Source organism: uncultured Lamprocystis sp. (assembly GCF_903933125.1).
Taxonomy (GTDB): domain Bacteria; phylum Pseudomonadota; class Gammaproteobacteria; order Chromatiales; family Chromatiaceae; genus Thiodictyon.
This window is the reverse complement of sequence record NZ_CAIZIZ010000363.1, coordinates 1-3783: the sequence shown is the minus strand read 5'-3', so window position 1 is coordinate 3783 and position 3783 is coordinate 1. Positions and strand designations below refer to the sequence as shown.

The window sequence follows — 3783 nt, the reverse complement described above, 5'->3', positions numbered from 1 at the left end:
GGGCCAGCAGTCGCTCATCGTTGGGGGGCAGCACAGTGCTCATTGGGCGATCCTCGGGTGTGTAGACGGGTACCGCTGTATTTTAAGCTACCTCATCAGTTTCGATCGCACCCGGGATAGCCCGCGGCCCCGGCTATAGCCTGTTTTTGACGCCCGGCGAGGCGGTGCTTTCACTGCACACCAGCCAGCCGAACCCGGCGTCGCGGCCCCGGCCCGGCGCCCGGCCGGAGTCGGTGCCCGCGCCGACGCTGGCCGCCGCGCCGGAACCGACCGCCGCGACGACGCCCCCGGCAGTGCTGCGCCTGAGCCTGGTCGGCGCTAATCCCGAACCGGTTATCCGCGGCGAGGCAGCTCTGCCGGGCAAGGTCAACTACCTGCGCGGCAAGGACCCCGCGGCTTGGCGCACCGGCCTGTCGACCTATGCCAAGGTCCGCTACGAGGGTGTCTATCCCGGCGTCGATCTGGTCTATTACGGCACCCAGGGGCAACTGGAGTATGACCTGGTGCTGGCCCCGGGGGCGGACCCCAAGATCATCCGGCTGGCCTTTGCGGGGGCGGATCAGATGCGGCTTGATGACACCGGCAATCTGGTGTTGACCCTGGGTGAGCAGCAGGTCATTCAGCAAATTCCGCGGGTCTATCAGGAGAGCAACGGTGAGCGCACGCTGGTTCCGACGCGCTATGTGCTGGCGGACAACCGGCAGGTGAGTCTGGCCATCGGCGACTATGACGCCGGGCGGGCGTTGGTGATCGATCCGGTGTTGAGCTATTCCACCTACCTGGGTGGTGCCGGCTACGATCACGGCAGGGACATCGCCGTGGACGGCGCCGGGAATGCCTACTTGACGGGACTGACCGAATCCACCGACTTCCCGACTCACCATGCTCTGCAGCCGGATTACGGCGGATATGCAGGAGATGCCTTTGTCGCCAAGCTCAGTGCCGACGGTGCCACGCTGGTCTTCGCGACTTACCTCGGGGGGAGTTACGCGGACTGGGGTAATGGCATTGCCGTGGACGGCGCTGGCAATGTCTACGTAACCGGGCAGACTTTTTCCCCCAATTTCCCGATCCGCCATGGCCTGCAGCCTGGAAAGAGCGGAAGCGTGGATGCGTTTGTTGCCAAGATCAGCGCCGATGGCGCTAGTCTGGTCTACGCCAGCTACCTCGGCGGTAGCAGCGCCGACTATGGGATGAGCATTGCCGCTGACGGGGCTGGCAATGCCTACGTAACGGGGATTACTTTCTCCACCGACTTTCCGTCGCATGGTGCTCTGCAGCCTGACCACGGCGGCGGACCCGATGGTGGAGCCATAGATGCCTTTGTTGCCAAGTTCAGTGCCGACGGCGCTCGGCTGCACTACGCCACCTACCTCGGCGGTAGCAACAGCGATACTGTTATGAGCATTGCCGTGGACGGCACTGGGAATGCCTACCTGACGGGATATACCTCCTCCACCGACTTCCCGACACGCCATGCGTTGCAGTCTGACTTCGGCGGCGGAATTTACGACACTTTTGTCGCCAAGCTCAGTGCCGATGGCGCTACGCTGGTCTATGCCAGCTACCTCGGCGGTAGCAGCATTGACCAGGGCTTTGGCATCGCCGTGGACAGCGCGGGGAATGTCTACTTGACGGGAGTGAGCGCCTCCGGCGACTTCCCGATACGCGATGCCCTTCCGCCTGAGTACATCGGCGGAGACTACGATGCTTTTGTCGTCAAGCTCAGTGCCGATGGTGCCACGCCGATCTACGCGAGCTACTTCGGCGGTAGCGGCTGGGACGGTGGCGCTGACATCGCGGTGGACGGCGCCGGGAATGCCTACGTGACGGGAAATACCAACTCCACCGACTTCTCGACACCCTACGCCCCGCAGCTCGACTTCGGTGGCGGATACGACGATGGCTTTGTCGCCAAGCTCAGTGCCGATGGTTCCGCGCTGGTTTTCGCCAGCTACCTCGGCGGTAGTGGCGAGGACTGGGGCACTGGCATCGCCGTGGATGGCGCCGGGAATGCCTACATGACAGGAGTGACCAGTTCCACCGACTTTCCGACCCGCCAGGCCCTGCAGCCTGACTTCGGCGGTGGAGACCATGAATCCTTTGTCGCCAAGATCGCGGACACGCCCACCACACCCATGGCGGCCTTGCCCTGGCTCGCGTCCGTTGGCGACTTGACGGGTGACGGCACCCAGCACCTCGCGGTCTTGTTCGCCGATGCCACGGCGGGAACGGTAACCGCCCAGATCAAGCAAGCCGTCACCGGGACCCCGATCCAGACCTTCGTCTTTGATCAAGGCTATACACCGTTCGACCTCGCCGTAGTCCCCGACCAGAACACCAACGGCGCCCCGGAGTTGGCCCTGCTGGGCCGCCATGCCGTGAACGGCAGCGTCCAGGTCGAACTACGCGATACCCTCACCGGCGAGCGCCTGAGCGCGGTCGCCTTCAACCTCGCCTTCGTACCCCAGCGGCTGGCGGTGCTGCCCGATCGCAACGGCAACGGCGCGGCGGAACTGGCGGTGCTCGGCATCAATGCGAGTACCGGCGCGATTGCTGCCGAGATCAAGGACGCCCGCAGCGGCGCCGGGCTGGGGCAGGTGTTCTTCGCCAAGACCTTCCGACCCGTGGATTTCGCCGCGGTCGCCGACGCCAACAGCAATGGGGCCGCGGAACTCGCCGTACTGGGGGTCAATGCCGCCGGTCTGCCGCGGGTCGAACTGCGCGATAGCGCCAGCGCGGCCCTGGTCAAGGTTCTGTGGTCGCCGCAATGGACGACCCCGCTGAACCTGGCCGAGGTGCCTGACGCTAACAACAACGGTACCCCGGAGGTCGCGGTGCTGGGGCAGAGTCGCGGGGGAGCGGTCCTGGTCAAGACCGCGGATGCGGGCACGGCGGTTCAACTCGGGTTCGTCTACTACAACCGGACTTTCACGCCGTACCAGGTGGCCGCGCTGCCTGACCTCAACGCCAATGGGGTGGCCGAACTGGCGGTATTGAGCCGCGACGCCGCTGGTCAGCTCAAGACCGAACTGCGTGATGCCGTGACCGGTGCGCTGGTGCGTAACCTCTGGTTCGATCAGCTCGTTCCCCTGGACTTGGCGGTGTTGCCGGATATGAACGGCAACGGCAGTCCGGAGGTGGCCGTGCTTGGTGTGTCGGCGGCGGACGGGGCACAGGTTCTGATCAAGGACACCGCGACCCAGGCGGAGGTCAGTCGGTTGGACTTCTAGCCCCTCGTGGCGCCGGCTTCCAGCCGGCGCGAATCCGGACGGTGCGGTGAGGCATGAACCGCATCGTTCGCGATTCGGCAGTTTGGAGAATTCGCCATCAGTATCAGTGCCTCGCCCAGCCTTGTTCAGCGTTGCGGCCAGTACCGGGGCGTGGCGCGCTGGAGGTCGAGGCTTTACCGTGAACGGCGCGTAGCGACCCTGTGGGAGCGGCGTCCCGCCGCGATGGGGTCGGGCGGGTCACCGCAGCGTTCGAGATCAGCGCGGCACCGCATCGCGGCGGGACGCCGCTCCCACGGGGGCCATTCATCGTCCGGGGTGGCGGATGTTCCTTCCATGGCCGTTAGCCGGACCAAGGCCACGCAGCTGCGAGGTCGACCGGCTAAAGCCTCGATCTCCGGTGTCCCAGTGTCCGGGTCGGGTAGCCGGGTGGCGTTACCGCCGCCCAGCCCCCTAAGAACCGTGCTTGCGACTTTCACCGCACACGGCTCAAGCCTTGATAAGCCCCTGTGACAGAGCCGGCCGTTCGGCCTTCGCGATACCAGTTTGCAGC

1 protein-coding gene is annotated in these 3783 nt (G+C 65.3%); it reads left to right on the top strand.

Translation table 11 applies throughout. From position 1 onward, the window contains the following. Positions 1-164 precede the first annotated feature (164 nt). Entirely contained in the window at positions 165-3233 is a 3069-nt protein-coding gene (locus tag QZY03_RS18750) for an SBBP repeat-containing protein (RefSeq protein WP_295583683.1), read from the top strand. Positions 3234-3783: the final 550 nt, after the last annotated feature.